The organism is Tumidithrix helvetica PCC 7403 (genome assembly GCF_965232925.1).
GTDB classification, from domain to species: domain Bacteria; phylum Cyanobacteriota; class Cyanobacteriia; order Pseudanabaenales; family Pseudanabaenaceae; genus Tumidithrix; species Tumidithrix helvetica.
This window is the reverse complement of record NZ_CBDDRA010000003.1, coordinates 100,986-121,822: the sequence shown is the minus strand read 5'-3', so window position 1 is coordinate 121,822 and position 20,837 is coordinate 100,986. Positions and strand designations below refer to the sequence as shown.

General features: G+C 45.7%; 14 protein-coding genes and 2 pseudogenes. 10 read left to right on the top strand and 6 right to left on the bottom strand.

The genetic code is table 11. The features are described from left to right. Positions 1–103: 103 nt before the first annotated feature. From ACP2WE_RS04220 to ACP2WE_RS04185, 8 genes and pseudogenes are all read left to right on the top strand, one after another. Positions 104–1,672, top strand: a pseudogene (locus tag ACP2WE_RS04220) (ferredoxin--nitrite reductase); the annotation flags it as partial. 55 nt (positions 1,673–1,727) lie between these two features. After that, positions 1,728–3,071: a CmpA/NrtA family ABC transporter substrate-binding protein gene (locus ACP2WE_RS04215; RefSeq protein ID WP_425214349.1), complete on the top strand. Its 1,344-nt coding sequence runs from the start codon at positions 1,728–1,730 to the stop codon at positions 3,069–3,071. A 223-nt stretch (positions 3,072–3,294) separates the two neighbouring features. After that, entirely contained in the window at positions 3,295–4,140 is an 846-nt protein-coding gene (gene ntrB, locus ACP2WE_RS04210; protein WP_425214348.1) for a nitrate ABC transporter permease, read from the top strand. A gap of 115 nt (positions 4,141–4,255) precedes the next feature. Continuing rightward, on the top strand, positions 4,256–5,089 hold the full coding sequence (locus ACP2WE_RS04205) for an ABC transporter ATP-binding protein (protein WP_425214347.1): 834 nt from the start codon (positions 4,256–4,258) through the stop codon (positions 5,087–5,089). A gap of 73 nt (positions 5,090–5,162) precedes the next feature. Further along, positions 5,163–7,175, top strand: a complete 2,013-nt coding sequence (locus ACP2WE_RS04200) for an ABC transporter ATP-binding/substrate-binding protein (protein ID WP_425214346.1) — start codon at positions 5,163–5,165, stop codon at positions 7,173–7,175. Between the two features lie 14 nt (positions 7,176–7,189). Next, entirely contained in the window at positions 7,190–9,319 is a 2,130-nt protein-coding gene (locus ACP2WE_RS04195; protein WP_425214345.1) for a molybdopterin oxidoreductase family protein, read from the top strand. A 51-nt stretch (positions 9,320–9,370) separates the two neighbouring features. Beyond that, positions 9,371–9,751 carry a ribosomal protein L7/L12 gene (locus ACP2WE_RS04190; protein WP_425214344.1) on the top strand — a complete coding sequence of 127 codons (381 nt, stop codon included), beginning with the start codon at positions 9,371–9,373 and terminating at the stop codon, positions 9,749–9,751. 96 nt (positions 9,752–9,847) lie between these two features. Further along, entirely contained in the window at positions 9,848–12,364 is a 2,517-nt protein-coding gene (locus ACP2WE_RS04185) for a CPBP family glutamic-type intramembrane protease (protein WP_425214343.1), read from the top strand. Positions 12,365–12,458: 94 nt separating this feature from the next. Here the strand turns inward: ACP2WE_RS04185 and ACP2WE_RS04180 are convergent, their stop codons facing one another. Next, positions 12,459–12,614 (bottom strand): hypothetical protein, encoded by a 156-nt coding sequence (locus ACP2WE_RS04180; protein WP_425214342.1) that lies wholly within the window; start codon positions 12,612–12,614, stop codon positions 12,459–12,461. 227 nt (positions 12,615–12,841) lie between these two features. Here ACP2WE_RS04180 and ACP2WE_RS04175 point away from each other — a divergent pair, with 227 nt between their 5' ends. After that, positions 12,842–15,355 carry an NACHT domain-containing protein gene (locus ACP2WE_RS04175; RefSeq protein WP_425214341.1) on the top strand — a complete coding sequence of 838 codons (2,514 nt, stop codon included), beginning with the start codon at positions 12,842–12,844 and terminating at the stop codon, positions 15,353–15,355. 313 nt (positions 15,356–15,668) lie between these two features. Here the strand turns inward: ACP2WE_RS04175 and ACP2WE_RS04170 are convergent, their stop codons facing one another. The 3 genes and pseudogenes from ACP2WE_RS04170 to ACP2WE_RS04160 all read right to left on the bottom strand — a co-directional run. Then, positions 15,669–15,887 carry a DUF2281 domain-containing protein gene (locus ACP2WE_RS04170; RefSeq protein ID WP_425214340.1) on the bottom strand — a complete coding sequence of 73 codons (219 nt, stop codon included), beginning with the start codon at positions 15,885–15,887 and terminating at the stop codon, positions 15,669–15,671. Positions 15,888–16,389: 502 nt separating this feature from the next. Next, a complete protein-coding gene (locus ACP2WE_RS04165) occupies positions 16,390–16,740 on the bottom strand; it encodes a transposase (RefSeq protein WP_425214339.1) in 351 nt (116 codons plus the stop codon). Between the two features lie 156 nt (positions 16,741–16,896). Beyond that, positions 16,897–17,105 (bottom strand): annotated as a pseudogene (locus ACP2WE_RS04160) (transposase); the annotation flags it as partial. Between the two features lie 184 nt (positions 17,106–17,289). Here ACP2WE_RS04160 and ACP2WE_RS04155 point away from each other — a divergent pair. After that, complete coding sequence (locus tag ACP2WE_RS04155; protein WP_330483678.1) at positions 17,290–17,433, top strand: hypothetical protein; 144 nt, start codon at positions 17,290–17,292, stop codon at positions 17,431–17,433. 132 nt (positions 17,434–17,565) lie between these two features. On the opposite strand, the gene ACP2WE_RS04150 is transcribed toward ACP2WE_RS04155, so the two are convergent. Together ACP2WE_RS04150 and ACP2WE_RS04145 are read right to left on the bottom strand one after the other, a co-directional pair. Continuing rightward, complete coding sequence (locus ACP2WE_RS04150; protein WP_425214337.1) at positions 17,566–19,290, bottom strand: helicase HerA domain-containing protein; 1,725 nt, start codon at positions 19,288–19,290, stop codon at positions 17,566–17,568. A gap of 198 nt (positions 19,291–19,488) precedes the next feature. Next, the gene (locus ACP2WE_RS04145) at positions 19,489–20,568 is read right to left on the bottom strand and encodes a FecR domain-containing protein (RefSeq protein WP_425214336.1); all 1,080 of its coding nucleotides are present in this window, start codon (positions 20,566–20,568) and stop codon (positions 19,489–19,491) included. Positions 20,569–20,837: the final 269 nt, after the last annotated feature.

Sequence of the window (20,837 nt, the reverse complement as noted above, 5' to 3'; positions counted from 1 at the left end):
TGTAAAGTGAATTTTTGTAAACTTGGATACCTATTGCAATCTTGTATCTCAGTAACGTAGATGCCATGGAGATTTTTCTTAATATTTTCTCTGTGCTGAACTCTCTGCCAAGGAAACTGAAATGGCAAACAAGATTGAAGACCTAAAAGCGAAGAAAGATGGTCTTGCTCTCAAAGCTGAGATCGATCGCTTTGCCGAAATTGGTTGGGAAGCGATCGATGATGATGATTTACAGCATCGTCTTAAATGGCTAGGGGTATTTTTTCGTAAGACAACACCTGGTAAATTTATGATTCGGATGAGAATTCCTCACGGTATTCTCACGAGCGATCAAATGCGTGTTTTGGCTAAAGTTGTTGAAGAATGTGGAGATGACGGCGTGGCAGATATTACCACGCGCCAAAACATACAAATGCGAGGAATTCGGATTGAAAATCTGCCTAGTATCTTTGAGCGTTTCCAATCCGTTGGACTAACTAGCGTTCAATCTGGGATGGATAATGTCCGTAATATCACAGGTTCGCCAGTTGCTGGCATTGATGCCAATGAACTCTATGACACTCGCGAACTTGCCAATCAGGTACAAGCTCTAATTACAAGAAATGGTGAGGGAAATCCCGACTTCACCAATTTGCCTCGGAAATTTAACATTGCGATCGGTGGTTGTCGAGATAACTCGATTCATGCGGAAATCAATGATATTGCTTTTATTCCTGCGTTTAAAGACGGAAATGAAGGTAGTAGTTTTGGATTTAATGTTCTGGTGGGAGGGTTCTTTTCTTCTAAGCGCATTGCGGAAGCAGTCCCTTTGAATGTTTGGGTTCCACCTGAGGATGTCGTTGCTCTTTGTGAAGCGATTTTGATCGTATATCGTGAGAATGGCTTGAGAGAGAATCGCCAGAAATCTCGCCTTATGTACCTAATCGACGTTTGGGGCATAGATAGATTTCGTGCCGAAGTAGAGGCTCAACTTGGAAAAACTCTTACCCCTGCTGCCCCTAAAGACGAAATCGCTTGGGAAAAACGCGACCATATTGGTGTTTACAAACAAAAACAAGCAGGATTAAACTACGTAGGATTGCAAATTCCTGTTGGTAGGGTTCATGCTTCTGAAATGTTTGCACTTGCAAAATCAGCAGAAACCTATGGTAGTAGCGAACTTCGTCTTACTGTCGAGCAAAACTTGATCGTTCCCAACGTCCCAGACGATCGCATTGAAGCTTTACTTAAAGATCCATTGCTTGAGAAGTTTTCTGCTAGTCCCACAAACCTGAGACGTTCGCTGGTTTCTTGTACGGGAAGTCAATTCTGTCCTGTTGCAATCATCGAAACCAAGAACCGCGCGCTCGAATTAATCGAGCAACTGGAAGCAGACTTGAAAGTTCCTCAACCTGTTCGCATCCATTGGAGTGGTTGTCCTAACTCCTGCGGACAGCCTCAGGTGGCAGATATTGGTTTTGCGGGCTGTAAAGCACGTAAAGATGGAAAAGTCGTTGATGGCGTCGATATCTACATGGGCGGTAAGGTTGGTAAAGATGCTCACCTTGGCACCTGTGTAATGGAAAAGGTTCCCTGCGAAGATCTCAGAGATGTAGTAGGGAAGTTACTGATCGAGCATTTTGGTGCAACGCCAAAATATTTGGTCGCAAGTCAGCCAGTAGCGGCAGTCTAATTCCCAATGCAGGAAGATCGAATCAATAATTCATAATCAACAAAAAAACAGAAACATGAGTAACATTTCACGCCGTAAATTTATGCTTACTGCCAGTGCGACAACACTGGGAACTTTACTCGTACATGGATGTGGCTCTGAACCACCACCCAGTGCTACATCGACTACGGCTTCTACATCGACTTCTGCTTCGGCGACTCCTGCTGTGAATGTTAGTGCTGCTGATGCGCCAGAAGTAAAGACAGCTAAGCTTGGATTTATTGCCCTCAGTGATTTTGCGCCCTTAGCGATCGCCAAAGAGAAGGGAATGTTTGCCAAGTATGGCATGCCTGACGTGGAAGTGATCAAACAGAAGTCTTGGGGAGCCACCCGTGACAACTTAGAGCTAGGCGCGGAAAATGGGGGGATTGATGGTGCTCACATCCTAACACCCATGCCCTATTTGATTTCCTTAGGTAAAATTACCAAAGGGAACAAGCCCGTTCCGATGAATATCCTGTTGCGCTTAAATGTCAATGGGCAAGCAATTTCTGTTGCCAATAGCTATAAAGATTTGAAGCTTCGTCTTGACACTTCTGTAATTAAAGACAAGGTCATGAAAGCGAAGGCAGCAGGGACACCGATGACCTTTGCTGAAACTTTCCCAGGTGGAACGCACTGGGCATGGATTCGCTATTGGTTGGCAGCAGGTGGCATCGATCCAGATAATGATGTAAAAACGATCACGGTTCCACCACCCCAAATGGTCGCCAACATGAAGTTGGGGAATATGGATGGTTTCTGTGTAGGCGAGCCTTGGAACTTGCAACTAGTCAACCAAGATGTAGGCTACAGTGCTTTAACTACTGGGGAATTGTGGAATCGTCACCCTGAAAAATCATTTGCGATGCGGGCGGATTTTGTCGAAAAGAACCCCAAAGCCACGAAGTCACTTGTAAAGGCGATTCTAGAAGCGCAAATGTGGTGCGACAAGCCTGAGAACAAAAAGGAAATGTGCGAGATCTTGTCTAAGCCAGACTGGATTAAAGTACCTGTGGCAGACATCATCGATCGCTCCAAGGGCAGCTTTAAGTATGGCGACGATCGCCCTGTTGCTGATAATAGTCCTCATGTAATGCAATATTGGACAGATGGTGCTTCTTTCCCCTATAAGAGCCATGACAAGTGGTTCCTAACCGAGCATATTCGTTGGGGTGTTCTACCAGGTGATACAGACTATAAGATCATCGACAAGGTAAATCGCTCTGATATTTGGAAGGAGTGTGCCAAGGAAATCGGGCAAGAGGCAGCAATTCCTAAGTCTGATTCGCGTGGTATTGAGAAGTTCTTTGATGGAATCGAGTTCGATCCAGAGAAACCCGAAGCATATCTCAAATCTGTCAAGATCAAGAAGGTTTAGCCCGTGATTAAGGATAGTTTTATCAATACCTACGAATTCAGTATGTCCGATTGCTAAGAGCTATCTTTGTTTCATCAAAAATCACTCGCCATACCCAATTCTGTGGTTAAAGCATTCAGAAAGTAATTCCCGAATGCTTTAACCTTTCAAACCTAAAACGAATTAAGAGTTTCCTCTTTGTATCGTTATTCCTTGCCCCTTATCTCACAAGCATTCAAAACCTATGACCGCACAATCCTCGTCAGCTAAGTCAGCTTCTTCGGAAACTGCTTTTTCAAAATGGATGGGTCAACTGTTTAAAGACCCAAGCTATATAGTCCTTCCCATTATCGGTTTAGTTGCCTGCCTGATGATATGGCATATATTTAGCTTGACGCAGGGTAAAAATGGTCTACCTAGTCCGTTTAAGGTAATCACCGATACGAAGCACCTAATTTTTAACCCTTGGTACATAAAGAGTGCTAACGATCAAGGTTTAGGTTGGCACATTTTCACGAGTTTGAAACGAGTTGGCATTGGTTATTCTTTAGCTGCAAGTGTTGGCACGGCAATCGGGATTTTGATTGGCACAAATGTTCTGGTCTTTCGGATGCTTGACCCAATTTTTCAGGTTTTGCGCACAGTTGCACCTTTGGCTTGGTTGCCAATTTCACAACTAGTATTTGGTAAAGCGGAACCTTCAGCAATCTTCTTGATTTTTATTACTGCAATCTGGCCGATCATTATCAATACAGCTGTGGGAGTACAACAGGTTCCCCAAGATTATCGAAACGTAGCTAGAGTTTTACAATTAGGAAAAGCAGAATACTTTTTCACGATTTTACTCCCTTCGGCAGCGCCATATATCTTCACAGGTTTAAGAATTGCCGTTGGTCTGTCATGGCTAGCAATTGTAGCGGCCGAAATGATCACGGGCGGCATTGGTATTGGTTCTTTCATTTGGGATAGCTATAATGCTGGCAACATTAGTGAAGTAATTCTCTGCATGGTATATATCGGCATTGTGGGCTTGCTACTGGACAAGATTATCTTTTATATTGGCAAATTTACAGTTCAATCAGAAAGCTGATTTTAGCCACAGTTGATGATTTGTGGGCTTCACCAAAGATCTGTGGAACCTAAGTCATTCAACAACATCATCAATGCCACCAAAAAATTCAAATTCTTCAAACTTGCAATTTTCTATGCAGACTCTTAACAGCACAAACCCAAATTCCGCGATCGCGCGCGATCCTTTTCTTACTTTTGAATCTGTTTCTAAAGTTTACAACACACCCAGAGGTGATTTCACAGTTTTAGAAGGAATTGACCTCACTGTGTATGAATCTGAGTTTGTTTGTGTAATTGGTCACTCAGGGTGCGGTAAATCAACACTGTTGAATATGGTGTCTGGTTTCACAAAACCCACTCATGGCGAAGTTCGACTACAGTCAAAGCTGATCTCTAAGCCAGGTCCCGATCGCATGGTCGTCTTCCAAAACTATTCGCTTTTACCTTGGAAGACTGCCTATGAAAATATTTACTTGGCAGTTAAGACGGTCTACCCTGACAAGAGCAAGGTTGAAAAGCATCGCATTGTGATGGAAAACCTAGAAATGGTGGGATTGCTAGAAGCAGCGAATAAGAAGCCCAAGCAGCTATCAGGTGGTATGCGGCAAAGGGTTTCGATCGCCCGCGCTTTATCGATTCGCCCTCAGGTTTTGATTTTGGATGAGCCATTTGGGGCATTGGATGTGATGACGCGGGAGGAATTGCAAGAGGAACTACTCACGATTTGGCGGGAGCATCGCGTTACGGTAATGATGATTACCCATGATATTGATGAAGCGATTTTCTTGTCCGATCGGATTGTGATGATGACCAATGGGCCTGCTGCCCAAATTGGAGAAATTGTTGAGGTGCCATTTGAGCGTCCTCGCGATCGCGCCAAAATCATGGAAGATCCAAGGTTCTTTACTCTGCGTAACCACGCGCTAGAATTCCTGTTTAATCGCTATGCGATTACAGAAGATCACTAGAGACCTTGCCTGAGACATTACTAGAGCTTTTTATTTTCGCCGCACCTTAAAATCATTCGCTAAAGATTGAATCATGTCAAACTTTCTAGAAATTGACCACGTCGATCGGGTCTTTCATTCCAGACAAGGCGACTATGTCGCCATCAAAGACGCGCATCTCAAAATTAACGAAGGAGAGTTTGTCACCATTGTGGGTCACTCTGGTTGTGGCAAATCCACCTTGCTCAACATTCTTGCGGGGCTAGATCGAGCTTCTGCGGGTGGTGTGGTGTTGGAAGGAAGAGAGGTCAGAGATCCAGGTCCCGATCGGATGCTGGTATTTCAAAATCATTCGCTTTTACCTTGGTTAAATGTCAGACAAAATATTGCCTTGGGCGTAAATCGGGTACTACGTGATTTGCCTAAATCTGAACGACGCCGAATTGTTGAAGAACATATTGACTTGGTGGGTTTACGACCCGCTGCGGATAAATTGCCAAGAGAGATTTCAGGGGGGATGAAACAACGGGTTGGAATTGCCCGTGCTTTAGCAATTCGTCCCAAGGTTCTCTTGCTTGATGAACCGTTTGGGGCGCTAGATGCCTTGACCAGAGGTCGGCTGCAAGAGCAGTTGATGGAAATTTGTAACCAAAATCGCATCTCTGCGGTGATGATTACCCATGATGTCGATGAGGCTTTGCTATTGTCCGATCGCGTCGTGATGATGACCAATGGTCCTGCGGCGCATGTCGGGCAGATTTTGCAAGTGGATTTACCCCGTCCGCGCAAGCGTTTAGAGGTGATCAATAATCCCAGCTATTATCGGATGCGGGGAGAAATTGTGGAATTCCTCAATATCCAGAAAAAAATTAAAACAGAAAAAGGTCAGCGACAGGTTGCAGCAGCGATCAGTCGGGGCAATATCGAAAAAATCAATCTCAATATTGGTTTTATCCCTCTTACAGACTGCGCTCCCTTTGCGATCGCGCAGGAAAAAGGATTCTTTGCCAAGCATGGCTTGGAAGTTAACTTATCGAGAGAAAGTAGCTGGAATGGTCTGGCAGAAGGTATTCGCGACGGTCGCTTAGATGCAGCACAGATGGTTACGGGGATGCCTCTCGCTTTGACGTTGGGGATGGGGAATAAACCACCCATGCCCATAGCGACTGCCCTCACGCTCAATCGCAACGGTAATGCTATTACGATTAGCAAAACCTTGCATGAAGCTGGTGTTCGCGATCTAGCTACACTCAAGCAATATATCGATGGTTCCAAAGATAAGCACATTCCCGCTTTTGGCACTGTCCATCTCGCTTCTATGCACAATTTCTTGCTGCGACAATGGCTCGCCAGTGGAGGCATCGATCCCGATCGCGATGTGGATATTGTGGTAATTCCCCCGCCACAAATGATCTCCAACTTGATGGCAGGAAATATTATTGGGTTTTGTTCGGGAGAACCTTGGAATTCACGCGCGGCATTAGATCGAGTGGGATTTGCAATCGCGACAGATTTAGACATTTGGAACGGACATCCTGAGAAGGTCTTGGGCGTAAGTCAAGCATGGGCGGAGAAATATCCCAATACTCATCTGGCTTTAGTGAAAGCCCTCTTGGAGGCTTGTCAGTTTTGCCAACCATTTGAAAACCGTGATGAAGTCGTTCTCACCCTAGCGAGACCGAGCTTCCTGAATATGGAACCCGTGTGTATTCGATCTGGTTTTGCGGGTCCCTATCGCATCGGTACGGGGGAATCTCGCTACTACAAAGATTTTTGCGAGTTTTTGGTTGACAATGCCCCCAGTCGTCGAGAGCAACTTTGGGTTCTGACCCAAATGGCAAGATGGGGACTCACACCTTTTCCCAGCAATTACGACCAGATTCTCGATCGCATGTTATGTATGAATGTCTATCACCGAGCTGCCAGCGAACTGGAAATTGATACGGGTGCTGACTCCATGGCTAGCTTTGCGCTCACAGATGGCTCTACCTTCGATCCGACAAATCCTTTGGCATCCCTGCAACAGTTTACCTATGCTCGTGCTGTCGAAGCGATCGCCTTTGACCTTGAACGCGGCTTTACGGCTACAAAAGAGGTTGCGGTTTGACGCATACAGGATCTATGTCTACGATTACCAAAACACTCTGTCCCTACTGTGGCGTTGGTTGCGGGTTAGAAGCAGTAGACGAACGCCCAAAAGAAGCCGAAGGATTTAAGGTGCGAGGCGATCGCTCCCATCCTTCCAGTCAGGGCATGGTCTGTATTAAGGGTGCTTCCATTGCCGAGTCGATCGGGCGCGATCGCTTGCTATATCCACAGGTTCGAGCATCCTTAGACGATCCGTTTCGGCAAATCTCGTGGGACGAGGCTTTTGGGCTGATTGTCGATAAAATTCAATCGACCATCGCAACCTGCGGCTCTGATGCTTTATGCGTCTATGGTTCGGGACAATTCCAAACGGAAGATTACTATGTGGCGCAGAAACTGTTTAAAGGTTGCTTAGGCACCAATAATTTTGATGCCAATTCGCGTCTTTGCATGTCTTCGGCGGTGTCTGGATATATCAAGAGCTTTGGATCCGATGGACCTCCCTGTTGCTATGACGACCTAGACTTGACGGACTGTGCCTTTATTATTGGCAGTAATATGGCTGAATGCCATCCGATTCTGTTTAATCGCTTGCGCAAACGCCATAAGAAAGATGCCAACGTCAAGCTGATCGTGGTCGATCCGCGTTGCACGCAAACTGCCGCTGTTGCCGATCTACACCTGCCAATTCTCCCCGGAACCGATATTCACCTGCTAAATGGAATTGCCTATCTATTGTGGCAATGGGGGAAGTGCGATCGCGCTTTTATCGATCGCTATACCAATGGCTTTGCCGTTTTTCAATCGGTGATTCAGGACTATCCCCCTGAAGTTGTGGCGAAGCATTGCGGCATTACCACAGAGGCATTAGAGACAGCGGCAAGATATTGGGCAAGTGCGACGAACGTATTGTCTCTGTGGTCGATGGGTGTGAATCAGTCTACGCAGGGTACGGCGAAGGTAGAATCGATCGTCAATTTGCATCTGATGACGGGGCAGATTGGCAAGCCGGGGGCTGGGCCTTTTTCGCTCACGGGACAACCGAATGCCATGGGAGGTCGGGAAGCTGGCGGATTGGCGCATCTACTACCTGGTTATCGCTCCGTACTGAATCCCGACCATCGTGCGGAATTGGAAGTATTCTGGCAATTGCCAGCAGGAAGGATTTCTCCCCATGTTGGGCGTGTTGCAGGGGATATCGTGAGGGGCTTAGAAACGGGCGAGGTGCAACTTCTCTGGATTGCTGCAACCAATCCTGCCGTGAGTTTGCCTGACTTGGTGCGACTCAAGAAAGCCCTGCGCCGATCGCCTTTCACGATCTATCAAGATGCCTACGATCCGACCGAGACCTCAGCCTACGCGCATTTATTGCTACCTGCGACGCAATGGAGCGAAAAGACAGGGATTATGACCAACTCTGAGCGCCGCGTTACCCTTTGTCGCAGCTTTCAACCGCCCAAAGGGGAAGCGAAACATGATTGGGAAATCTTTGCCGAAGTCGGTCGCCGTTTGGGTTTTGTTGCCCAGTTCCCCTTCCAAAACTCCAGTGAAGTCTATGCTGAGTTTGTGCAGATTACCCGCGATCGCCCCTGCGATCATTCGGGTTTGAGTCACGAACTGTTAGACAAGGAAGGCCCCCTCCAGTGGCCCTACCCTGCCGATCGCGAACATCATGCGAACGTGAAAGGATCTCAAAGGCTCTATAGGAATTTGCAGTTCCACACCCCTGACAAGAAAGCCAGATTTGGGGCTTATCACGGTCACGGTTTGGCGGAACCGCCCGATGAGAACTATCCCTATATTCTCACCAACGGCAGGCTATACGGTCACTGGCATACCCAAACCCGTACCGGGCGCACCGATAAGATTTGTCAAATGTACCCCAATCCTTTCCTAGAAATCCACCCTAAGGATGCTAAGAAGTTAGGTTTGCAGCCAGAGGATTTCGTACTGATTAAGTCCGTACGCGGTTCTGCCAAATTACCAATCCTAATTACAGAGGCGATCGCCCCAGGCGTCGTGTTTATGCCAATGCACTGGGGAGCATTGTGGGCAGAAGATGCCGAGATCAATGCCCTGACGCACTCCTACGCCGACCCTGATTCTAAACAACCCGAACTCAAGGCTTGTGCGGTATCTCTAGAGGTAATTCCTAAGAATTAGAACCAGTTGTGAGATGCTAAACTAGCTTCCGTCGCTTTATAGGAAGTGGGCATGGAGCCTTTATACTTGATTGTTTTGCTAACAGGGGCATTGCTGATCTTCTTGTCTGGCAGGGGCGATCGGCGTAGTAGCATTTCGCGGCGATCGCAAAACTGGCGCATCGAACAACTAGAGCGAAAGGTCGATCTGCTACTCAAGCATTCCGAGCTTGAAATAGAGACAAACCATCTCACCTTGATCGAAGTTCCTCCTGTACAAAAGATTGCTGCGATCAAAGTGGTGAGGGAACTGACAGGATTAGGACTAAAAGATGCTAAAGATCTGGTTGAATCTGCACCAGTCTCGTTGGAGCATTTGGTCATCGATCCCATCTTTGCCAAACAGAAGTTGGAAGAGGCTGGCGCGATCGTTGCCCTGCGCAGATTGCCTTAGCCCAAATCCTTCCGATTTTGTGGCAACATTCTCGATCTAGGCAGGATCGTTCGTGGCTATAGTAGGTTGATAAAACCCAGTGCATAGAAGGTTGACGTGGTGCATTTGATTCAGCGGCGTCGGTGGATATTTTTCCTGTTGGCAGTTGGTGCAGCTGCTCTGGTGATTTTTACGCGGCTCAATCTACAGGGGAAACCTGCCGATCGCCCGCCCGATCGCATTTCTGACTACGCGATCGCATCGCAATCTGCCTTTAACGATCCTACAAGTTTTCCGATTCAGCAAAGTGTGGATCCAAGCCTGTATCGCTCGGTGGGGGAATGGCAAGGAAGGTTGATTTTGCCAGACATATCAGAACGTCAAGATGGGACAGACTGGGTTTGGTTTGAGGTTTGGCAGACACCCTTGGCGCATCGCGAACTGATTGGCAGAAAGGTGAAATTGACATGGAACGATAATCCCGAGCTTCGAGCTTACCTGCAAGCGGTTACCAAAGATGTGAACTTCACTGGCGATGCGATCGAAGGTCAACGCACGGGTAACATCCATCCCACAAGACTCGATCGCCAACAGCAGGTGGGAGCGCTGCGATCGCTGGTAGGAGTGCGACACAAAGATGACATGGTGGTAACGCTAGAACAAGTCACGGTGAGGGTGGAAGCAGGTCAGCCGCTCTTGCAAATCAGCCAAGAACCCATGCAAATCGCAGGTAGGTTTTATGCCCTCGTCCAAATTCTGTCGCCTGTAGCGGGGGGGGAGATTCCCGCTCAATGTCCTGAGGCACAGCCCTGTTCCAGTTCGTTAATGCGCGTGCGTCACTATAACCCCGCTACGCAGCAATTTGATGGCATGGAGGAAGTCGTGCAGATTCCCCAAGTCCTTGCAGGTAGAGATGGGGTATTCCAATCGACGCCGAGACAATTGGAGCGATCGCCTGCGGGAGGTCAGGGTTGGTACATTTACGGTGCGAAAGATCGACAGGGAAGATTTGTCGTGCAAGCGATCGCACCGCGTTCTCTATTGCGATTGCAGCCCGATGAGATTCTATTTGGAGAAGAGGCTGGTATCAACTTCCTCAAGCAACGCAGTTGGCACAAGATGCCCGATCGCAAGGGAACGCTGCAAAAAGTGCTTTTAGATCCGAGTGAGGAGTCAACAGAAACGGCACTGAGTCAGTGGAAAGAAGGCGATCGCGCCCTCGTTTTACATCTATTTGGCGGCATCGGTGGGAAACTTGCCGAACCGATCGCAGTTCCAGGAACCGTGACGGGACATTTTGGCTATGGATGGGCGGAGGTAATTCGCGATCCGTTTACGCAGGCGTTGCGATTTGAGATTCGCTATCAACAGGTCTATGCCCACAACCCCAATGGCATTGTGGCGGGAACCCTGACTTGGGCTGAGTATATGGGCAGTTTACAAAGGGGCTGGCTGGGAACTCGTCCTGTCTCGGATACGCTGATTAAGTTCGATCCTGTGTTGCTTGACTACAACTTTGATGGAACTGTGCTTTCGCCCGTGCGGGAATTGCAGCAGCAACTCAATATTACGATCGCCCACTATCGTATCGGGGATGGCACGGGTGCGGCTCTGGTCAAGCCTGCTCTGTCTTGCGTCCAAGATGCCAGTCAAGCGGTATTTAGAACGATCAAACGCATCGAACAACAGGTGCGCGACTCGACGACGATTCAAACATGGCTGCGATCGCATCCCGACGATCCGCAAACGCTGCGCTTTCAGCAATTGGTCGATCTGGGCAGAGCGATCGAGAGGGAACTCGCTCCCTTGGGCATTGTACGAGCGGATTGGCAGCAGAATTCCGATATCTTGGTGGGAATTAAACGCCAACAGAATTTCGCCCGTGAGGATAGCCTCTGGACGCAACTTCTGAGCTGGCGCACGGTGCTGCCTCGCGTGGCACACGATCGGATCGCGATGCTGTTTTTAGAACGGGGTGCGAAGGTATGGGTGTTGCGTACAAATCAAGTGGGAGGATGGAATCCCGATATTTTGCCACTGGCTCCAACCCAACTCCTAGAGCAATATCACATCATTCCCTATACCTTCTCGCGACTATTTGAAGCTTTCGGAGCGATGCTCTCCTTTAAAGATTGGTTGCTGACCTTGGGAATCCTTACGATCTATGGTGCGATCGCGTTACCGATCGGTTTCTATACCAAATTTATCCATTGGGATATTGCCTATCTTATCAGTCTAAATTGGCTACGACGCGCTGGTTTTGCCCTCAAAGTCTTCTTGGTTCCAGGAATCTCTGAAGAAGTTCTCTTTCGCATCTGGTTGCTTCCCCATCCCACGGAAGGCGTGTCGCTCTCGGTTTGGCTAACTTGGGCGGCGTTTAGCCTTATTGCTTTTGTGGTTTACCATCCCTTTGAGGCAGTCACCTATTTTCGCGCAGGGAATCCCACGTTCTTTCATCCTGTCTTTTTGTCGCTGGCAGCGCTGTTGGGAGTTGCCTGTACGGTGGTGTACAAACTCACAGGTTCGCTCTGGGCGATCGCGTTTGTCCACTGGGCAATCGTTTTTGTTTGGCTGCTATTTCTAGGCGGAGCGAGTGCTTTAATGCATCCAAATCGTAGCGATCGGCAGACTTAGAAAATTCCACCATAATACGGATCGAACGTTTTTAGGTCGAGTGGTTAGCGCTAGAGTTTTTGGTGACAACAACTCCAGCGCTTTAGCCTTAGCATCACTTTTTACCGAGGTCGCGAAGAAATGCACCTAGTGCTGCAAGGACAATTGCGGCGGCTATGGCATAGCTAATTGGCATCAGTACGTTCGTCATGGGCATCGGTTGAGTCGCAAGGGTTGCGGGTTGGGTTGTTGTTGCTTGTTCTGTTTTCATTAATCTATATTGAATTTGATGAAGACATAGTAGATCTTCCATCTAAAAACATGAACCTAAGTTAGACCATAATTTGGAATTCCCTCCAAGTATAGTTTTTAGAGTTGTTTTTGAATCTACCTACGAGTTTGTACTGACTTACGCCTGACTTAAAAAAATTGCAGATCAAAAGACTCAGTAGTAGGATTTATGTAGACAGTCGTGCTAAAAAAAATTCTGGCAAGCTTATGACTAGATCTCTAAAAGCAGTACCATTTGGCATTGATGCAGCCAAAAAAGCTTTAATAGCAAAAAAGTTGACGCAAGAGATTTTTGCGGAAGAGTTACATATTGCGAAATCTACTATCTCAAACTTTTTCACTGGTAGACCAGTAGAGCGTATAAAATTTGTGGAAATTTGCGAAAAGTTGGAGTTGGATTGGGAAAAAGTTTCAGGACAAAAAACAGTCGCATCTACTGAAGAGAGTGATGGTAACTCGCTAGACATTGACCAACTGGTGCAACTTGTACGGCGACGTTGCAAGGAAGATGTGATGACGCGACATAATAAAATGAAAGTTTTAGATATGGAGCGAGCTATGGATCTGAATAAAATCTACACAGATGTTAACATTCTGGAGAAACAACCTCGCAAGCAAAGATTAGAAATTGAAGAACTTTTGAGCAAAGGCAAGTTAGAAGAGTTTGAACGATGGGGATTAGGGAATGTTCAGCAAAAGAGGGTTGAGGGAATTGAGGCAGTTCGGAAGCATGACAAGCTAATGATTCTTGGGAAACCAGGAGCCGGCAAAACAACATTTCTTAAATATTTAGCAACATCTTGTATTAATTCAAACTTTCTCTCTGATCGAGTTCCAGTATTTGTGATGCTAAAACATTTTTCAGACTCTGAAGTTTCTCTCAACTTGCTTGGATTTATTTTACAACAGTTTGCAGCTTATGGAATTGATGAAAATATTCGTGTTAAGAGGAGAGTTTTAGATACTGTTCTCAAACCTAATGCTAAGGCTATAGAAACACTACTACTGCAAGGGCGAATGTTGGTGCTTTTGGATGGTTTAGATGAGGTGTCAGGAAAGCATGGTAAGACTATACTTCGTGAAATTGAGAAGTTTACAGAGAATTATCCTCGAAATCAGATTGTTCTCACTTGTCGGATTGCGGCTAAGGAGTACACTTTTGATCAATTTACGGAAGTTGAGATCGCAGATTTTGATGAACAACAAATCGCGACTTTTGCGAAAAATTGGTTTTTTGAGAAGGATGTAAAGGCAGAGGATTTTTTGACTGAACTCAAAAAAATAAATCGTGTGGAAGAACTGGCAACTAGCCCACTACTTCTGACACTCTTATGTTTGACGTTTGAGGAATCAGGAAGTTTTCCTAACAATCGGTCAGAATTGTATAAAGAGGGATTAGATGCGCTATTGGCAAAATGGGATGCTAAACGGGGAATAAGACGAGATAGTGTTTATAACAGTCTGTCGGTGAAAAAAAAGCAAGATATGCTCTCACAAATTGCGCTAACAACTTTTGAGAAGAGAGATTATCTTATAAAGCAAAACCATCTGGAAAGTTATATTTGCGATTATATTCGCAATGCTGCGAATGCAAAAACTGATGATGAGGGGCTACATTTTGATAGTGAGGTGGTTTTGAAAGAGATCGAGGCACAGCATGGGCTATTTGTGGAACGAGCTAAGGGTATCTATTCCTTTTCCCATCTTACCTTCCACGAGTACTTTGCTGCTCGTCAGATTCTTTCACCAATTAATCCCAAAAAACTTTATACATCTCTGCAAAAGCTAATTAGGAATATTACAGATCGCCGTTGGCATGAGGTGTTTTTGCTCTCGGTAGGAATGGCGTCAGAAGCAGATTATTTGCTACTTTTTATGAAAAATAAGATCGATAAAATGTGGGCTGATGAAGATAAATTACAACTCTTTTTTCAGTGGATAGATCAAAAATCGAAAGAAGAAGAGGGAACGATAAAGGAGAAAGCTTTTGGGTTGTCAAAAGCTTCCTATAAACCCTACACCCTCCGTGAATATTACTTTACTCGCACCCTTGACCGCTCTCTTAAAATCGACATCAATAGTGATCTCGTTGAAAAACTTGATCTCGCTTATGATCGGGATCGGAAACTTGCGCTTACCCTTGAATATGAACGAGATCTTGCCCGAGATCACACAATTATGTGTGCTGATGAACTCACCCATTTCAATGACCTCGCATTTAGACTTGAACGCTCATATAAAGAGAAATGCGACCAGAATCCTGGTCATGCTGCCAGCCTTGGGCGAGAGATTGGCAATGCCAATGGCAATGCTAAAGCTCACGGCATCAAATTCATCAATGCTGTCGATAATGTCTTGCTGATTGCTTTTACTATTGCTAATCGTATTGGTGACGACAGATTGTACAATCGCTTATCCCATATTAAGCAGGCTTGGCTTCCTGACCCTGACAAAAATTGGAACCAATTCAAAATATATTGGGAAGGTAGTGGTAAAGAATGGATAAAGATATTCCTTAACGCTCTTTATGAGAATCGTCGTATCGAACATGGTTGGCAGTTTGAAAAAGAGCAAAAGGAAAAACTATGGAAGTACTATGAAGCCAATATGCTATTACTGAAATGCCTAAATAGTGGCTGTCATGTGACCTCAGAGACCAGACAGAAGATTGAGGACGAGCTTTTATTACCGATCGCTTCCCTCCCCAACCCAACCAACTAAACCACAAATTGAGGTCAGTCATGGTCACAACACCTACCCATAACTATGTGCCCAAAAGCCATCGTTCACCGTCGAGCAATATTACAAAATGGCAGAAGTTGGCATTTTAGACATCTCGCCATTGACGAGATTTTTTTGAATGCGATCTCCCCTACCATAAACGATTGACCCCATAGGCATCAAACTTTTCATCAATACTGACAATCTGCAAATTCGCATCTATAGACTGGGCAATTAATATGCGATCGAACGGATCTCGGTGATGATTAGGAAGATTACTGAGTGCTTAGATGAGTATCAATTAAGACCCTCATCAATCGTCACCTAACCAAAACTCATCTGGGAGGGGTTCGTTAAAATCATCGCTCATCCAGATTTGCCCCTTATGCAGACCAGCAACACGCTGAAACCCCAAGCGTTGAGATGATTGAACCATTTTATTTTTAGCAGCCCGAATAAAGCTAAGTACCTCCACCAACAAAGGCTCTGGCACTGAACTTAACTCACTTACAATTGTTTCTATATCAATCATCGTTTCAGTATACTCTGACTAAATATTCATGCAACACCCGTAGAAACTATTTTATAGTGAGAATAAGAGACTTTATAGTTAAAGCAAGCGTTCGTTAAGTCTCAATTCGCGTTCAGTCGCGATCGCTATTAACGAGTTCTTTGAATGCGATCGCATCCTTCCATTCAGCGAATGATTAGATGGGAGATCTGGATAACTAAGCGATCGCTAACCATATCAACTAAGCGATCAAAGATCTTGCCCAATGTAGCGATCGTGATTTTCTGCTAGATCGGGAATATCTATACTGAGAGAGTGTTTGAGAAGTTAAGCAAGACGTTTTAGGAGGATTTGAATCATCCCAACATAGAAAAAAGCCTCAGAAGTTTCAGGAAAAAAATTCGTACTCTTTACTTAAGCGACGAAAGTGAGTAAACCAACCAAACGTGCGTTCCACAACCCAACGCTTTTGTTGAACCACAAATCCCTTTTGTCCTTCAGGAGGAGAAACAACTTGCAGACACTAATGAAACACAGCAAGAATTGCAAGGATAAAAGCCTGCCCAGAATAACCACGATCTACCCAAATCGTTGATAACCGAGGAAATCGGTCTCGAATTTGGTCGATTCGCTCCAAAAGTAACTTTGCGCCACTGCGATCGTTGACATTAGCCGCAGTCACTACCACCATCATCAGTAAACCCAGAGTATCAACAAGAATGTTTCGTTTTCTGCCTTTGACGAGTTTGCCTCCATCAATACCAACATCTTCGGGCAATGACAATCGACTAGCAATTTTAGTTGATTGACTGTCGATAGATCCTGCACTGGGTGTGGCAGTTCTCCCTTCACTGACTCGATACCATTGTTGCAACTTTGCATTGATGGCTTTCCATGTTCTCTTGACTCGCCACAGACGAAAGTAGTAATACCAATTTGTCTTGAATTTGCCACAGATCGGGTTTTGGGTTCCGCGCTCTGCGCGGTCTTTTCAAAAAATGATGCAACGCATCATTTTTTGAAAATGGTATAATAGATGGTTTGCCATTTAGGAAAATCATGGGGTAGCATTCGCCATGCATTTCCTCCAGCATTGATGTAAAAAATTGCCTTGAGTATGGTTCTAATATCTACGGTTCTTTTTCGACCGCCTGTCCCAGCCGCTGGTATTAAATCTTTTAGTAGTTCCCACTGGCTATCGGTTAAGTCTGTCGGGTATGATTGTTTTGTTGCTTCCATAGGGCTGTCTTTTTTTATATTGACAAGCTATACCTTTGGGGGCTTTTTTGCACTTTTTTCCTGCTCTAAACTTCTCAAACACGCTCTAAAACCTCTCCCCTACTCCCCATAGTTCAGCCTTTAAGAAGGGTGAGATTTCAAAAGATTGGGGGTAAGATAAAAATATTCTCATGAGGAAAATAATATGGCAGAGAGACTCAAACGATGGGAATCTCCTCGCAGCCAAGGTCGTAATGACAAGGGCAGAGGCGGCTCCGCCAGAGTGCGTCAACTGAGGAAGCAAACCCAGATGCTACGGAAAAAGCTCAAGGAAAATAACAGTTCTTGAGCGAATGCACCACGTTTAAATCCCAGCGGTTTAGAAGATCCCAACGGTAGATCCCAACGGTTTAGATCCCCGACTTTTTAGAAAAGTCGGGGATCTCGCATTTGCACGAACACATCAAATCGTTACCACTGCCTAAAATCCTAAATCTGCCTTTGCGGTTTCCGCGACGCGTAGAACTTCAGCAGTAGAGATTTCTTCCCAAGGAACTTCGCCAATTTCACGATAGAAGGCTTCGTCATAGGCGCGGGTTTGGATAACCACAGGCATGGGCACAGCATGACCGAGCACCAGAGCCTGCTGCTTAGAATCTAGTTTGGAAAGAATATTGCGGAGATTGCCACTGCCAGCTACACCCGTAAAGATGGCATCAATGTCCTTCTCATCGTTCAATAATGCCGTGATGCGCGTACCGATCTGAGACATGACTTCGTTATCAATGCCAGAGGGTCGTTGGTCAACCACCAAAAGCGTGACGAAATACTTCCGCATTTCCCGCGCGATCGTGCCAAAAATTGTCTGCTTGGCGGTCATGGGGGCGAGGAAGCGGTGGGCTTCTTCGATCGTGATCATCAACTGCTGCGGGCGATCGCTAATATTCTTGGTTTGCAAAAACTTCTCGGCTTGGCGCACATAGGCTTTATGAATGCGGCGGGTAATGATATTGGTGGCAATCATGTAAGAGAGCATATTGGACTGCGAACCGAATTCGATCACAACATGCTTTTTGGCAGCGATCGCATCCAAAATCGTCTTGATGTAATCTTCAGCGCAATTTGCCCGCATGTACTTTAAGTCATCCAAACGATTGAGCTTGCGCTGCAATGCCATAATCGAGGACTTGCTACCCATTTTTTGCTCGCAAAATTCCTGAATCTCGGTATTGGACATGCTCAATAGACGCGTAATCCAGTTCTTGCCAAATTCATTTCGTAAAATAATTGCGTTTTCCAAACTGGCTTCCGAGAGATTTAGCTCATCTCGAATTAACATCAAGTCTTCGACCTCGATCTGTTCGTAACTGATGTAGAGTTCCTGAGCATCCCGTACACCTCGCCGCCGCGTTGAGTCTGGATCGAGCGTATAGATTTGCACCTGCGCTGGAAAAAGTTGCCGCAATCCCTTGACCGTGCTGAAGGTTTTCCCTTCCTTTGCCGCCTCCCATCCATATTCGGAGTGCATGTCGAAAATTAAATTGACTGCCGCCTCCTTACGAATCACGCCAGACAACAGCAACCGCGTCAGGAATGACTTCCCCGTGCCAGATTTGCCAAAAATGCCATTGCTGCGTTCGACAAATCGATCTAAATCCAAGCAAATCGGTACGGGCATATCGATCGGCTGCCCCACGGCAAAGTTACGCTTCTGCGGATCGTCTTCCCAACCAAATACAATGCGAAAGTCCCGTTCGGAAGCGTCAAACACTTGGCTAAAGTGGCTGGGCACAGTTTTGACGGGTAGCAAACTGTAGGTATTGGAATCTTCTGTTTCTACAAGCGAATATTCGGCAGATTTTTTGCGTTTCGATTTTTTGACTTGATCGGTGAGAATATCGAGGGGATTAGAAGGCACAAACATGAGCATGGGGGTTAAATTCACCGTGCCAAACGTGCCCGTTCCTGCCAGAACCTCCGTTAAAAATGTATTGCTAGGATCGGGAGGATTGACCAGAATGCGAGGGCTAGATGTGCCTAGGGCAACATCGGTAAGCATACAAAAAAATCTGGCGCGACGACCCTGTACGACCAGAAATTTGCCGACGCGCATATCTTCAACAGAAACATTTCCGTTGAGCCGCACTTCTAAACCTTCGCTTAAAGAGCCCTGGACGACAATACCTAGAGGTTGCAACAAATCCATGCAAATTTGCGTTTAAACGCTAATTCTTTTGATTAAGACTAACAGAAATTCTTGGATTTGAAGCATTTTTACCAGAATTCCTGAATGACGGCAGGGTAGAGCTGTGGAAGTTAACGAACAAGGCACGGAAGCGGCAGCAGTAAAAAAGGGGAGAAAAAATTCCTCCCCTCTATTTACTTTTGGAATCTAGAACGAAATTTAGAATGGAAGTCCTGGAATACTCGGAGTAGGAATCCTTGGAATACTAGGGAGATTAGGGATTGGGAAACTGACCCCAGGGAATAAGCCCTCGAAGGAGCTACGTATCTTGTCGATACTAGGAAGTTGATCGGTAAATCCTTTAAATAAATTACCGCCCAATAGACTTTCAAATTCTCCTTGTGTCAGCTTTTGGATGATGCCTAAAGCCCCTTGAGCATCGATCTCTAGCTTTTGCCCAGACGTCAAGACTACTTCATCGCTTGTATCTGAAGTGCTTGGGCTTGGGCTTGGCTTTATTTCCAAAACAGGTTTAGAATCTGACGATGGCTGAGATGGGTCAGACAAGGGTTTCGTTGGTCTTGTATTTGGATCGGGGAAGCTAGGCGGGTTTGGTGGTGTTGTTGGCGTAGTTCTTGTTGGTGGAGTGGTCGTAAATTGCTTAGTCGTACTTGGCTTTAAAGTAGGATCGGTACTTGTGTCACTTGGTTTGGTCGTACTAGGCTTCGATGTAGGATCGGTAGTCCCTGGCTTGGGTGTGGGGTTTGGATTGGGAGTGCTAGAGTTTTTTTGCTTTTTAACAACGACCTCCCCCTCCAAAACTGTAACTTTTTGGTTCCCCTTATCATCGACTGAGATCACGTAGGTTGTACCGCGTACTCCTGTAACAATTGATGAAGTACAGGCATTTACAGCACCATTCACGAGTAACTCACCACTATCGAGTCTGAGACATTGACCGACAGTAAGCGCTGAGTTTTGCGAAAGTCTGAAGACTGCACCTGTATTAAAACCTAATTCGGCTTTGGCATTTCCCGTTCGTACATTCTCGTTATACTGGGCAACATCATTGACATTTGCTTGACGTTCTTGAATGTAAACCTGATTGCCATCAATTACCTCTTTGATTTTAGCTTGATTGACATCTTGGGCGGTAACTGGCGCTAATTGCGGTGCTAAGAGCGCAACAAAACATACCCCAAGCATAAAGAAGAGAAGTCTTTGTTGCAACTTAGATAGCCAAGTTGACTTCGATTGTTTTTTTTCTGACTGTTGCGTTGATAAATTTTTTGCCTTCATTTTAATCTCCAAACTTGAACTCCAAACCAATGAGTGCAACTAGAAACATTTGACTAAATTGCCAGAAGTTCTACGATCGTTCGTTAAATTGCTTAGATGTCTCAGATATTTCTCAACGGGCTGAGAAAATACCTTAACCCTTAAAACAAACCTTGTAATCTTTAAAGACAGAAATTTCATGAAAAAGTTGCAAAATTACAATCTTCTCAATAACTGATAGCATCAATACGCCCCTGTTTGGGTGAGCGCAGTCACAAAGAATCCCCTCA

Excerpts from the sequence above, each read along its gene's own strand:
- ACP2WE_RS04215 (WP_425214349.1), top strand. The coding sequence starts at position 1,728 with ATGAGTAACATTTCACGCCGTAAATTTATGCTTACTGCCAGTGCGACA.
- ntrB (WP_425214348.1), top strand. The coding sequence starts at position 3,295 with ATGACCGCACAATCCTCGTCAGCTAAGTCAGCTTCTTCGGAAACTGCT.
- ACP2WE_RS04205 (WP_425214347.1), top strand. The coding sequence starts at position 4,256 with ATGCAGACTCTTAACAGCACAAACCCAAATTCCGCGATCGCGCGCGAT.
- ACP2WE_RS04200 (WP_425214346.1), top strand. The coding sequence starts at position 5,163 with ATGTCAAACTTTCTAGAAATTGACCACGTCGATCGGGTCTTTCATTCC.
- ACP2WE_RS04195 (WP_425214345.1), top strand. The coding sequence starts at position 7,190 with ATGTCTACGATTACCAAAACACTCTGTCCCTACTGTGGCGTTGGTTGC.
- ACP2WE_RS04190 (WP_425214344.1), top strand. The coding sequence starts at position 9,371 with ATGGAGCCTTTATACTTGATTGTTTTGCTAACAGGGGCATTGCTGATC.
- ACP2WE_RS04180 (WP_425214342.1), bottom strand. The coding sequence starts at position 12,614 with ATGAAAACAGAACAAGCAACAACAACCCAACCCGCAACCCTTGCGACT.
- ACP2WE_RS04175 (WP_425214341.1), top strand. The coding sequence starts at position 12,842 with ATGACTAGATCTCTAAAAGCAGTACCATTTGGCATTGATGCAGCCAAA.
- ACP2WE_RS04170 (WP_425214340.1), bottom strand. The coding sequence starts at position 15,887 with ATGATTGATATAGAAACAATTGTAAGTGAGTTAAGTTCAGTGCCAGAG.
- ACP2WE_RS04155 (WP_330483678.1), top strand. The coding sequence starts at position 17,290 with ATGGCAGAGAGACTCAAACGATGGGAATCTCCTCGCAGCCAAGGTCGT.
- ACP2WE_RS04150 (WP_425214337.1), bottom strand. The coding sequence starts at position 19,290 with ATGGATTTGTTGCAACCTCTAGGTATTGTCGTCCAGGGCTCTTTAAGC.
- ACP2WE_RS04145 (WP_425214336.1), bottom strand. The coding sequence starts at position 20,568 with ATGAAGGCAAAAAATTTATCAACGCAACAGTCAGAAAAAAAACAATCG.